This window comes from Rhodopseudomonas sp. BR0G17, assembly GCF_010907025.1.
GTDB classification, from domain to species: domain Bacteria; phylum Pseudomonadota; class Alphaproteobacteria; order Rhizobiales; family Xanthobacteraceae; genus Rhodopseudomonas; species Rhodopseudomonas palustris_H.
On sequence record NZ_QUML01000111.1, the window covers coordinates 1 to 525 of the forward strand.

Genomic DNA, 525 nt, shown 5'->3' on the forward strand with positions numbered 1-525 from the left:
CTTGCGGGCGGCGAGGTCGCGGCCCTCGCCGAGGCGCAGCAGCATCGCGAGAAAACTGAAGCCCGGCCGGCCGTCGGCGATCGCGTAAGTCTCGCAACGAATCACGCGGACGCGGATGCCGCCGACCGGAAAGATTCCGGTCTCGATCGCGGTCGTGCGAACCAGTTCGACGATCTCGGCCATGTCCACCTTGTCGTCGAGATTGGCGGAATATTCGATGGTGAAATGCGGCATGTGTCCCTCGCTTCGGCGCGTCACCCGAAGTAACAACTCACGGTGCCGTAGGGCCCGAAGTCGGCCTGGATCGTATCACCCTTCGTGGTTTCGATCGCGCGGATGAACGAGCCGGCCAGCACGATCTGGCCGGGCTCCAGCGCCAGCCCCTGCGGCGCGATCTTGTTGGCCAGCCACGCGACCGCGGTCGCCGGATGGTTGAGCACGCTGGCGGCGAGGCCGGTCTCTTCGAGCTGGCCGTTCTTGGTCGCGAGCGCGCCGAGCCAGCGGAGATCCGTGTCGAGCGGGCGG

2 pseudogenes are annotated in these 525 nt (G+C 67.0%); both read right to left on the reverse strand.

The features are described 5' to 3' along the window. A pseudogene (locus DY467_RS25430) lies at positions 1 to 234 on the reverse strand (5-carboxymethyl-2-hydroxymuconate Delta-isomerase); the annotation flags it as partial. 20 nt (positions 235 to 254) lie between these two features. After that, positions 255 to 525: pseudogene (locus DY467_RS25435) on the reverse strand (2-oxo-hept-4-ene-1,7-dioate hydratase); the annotation flags it as partial.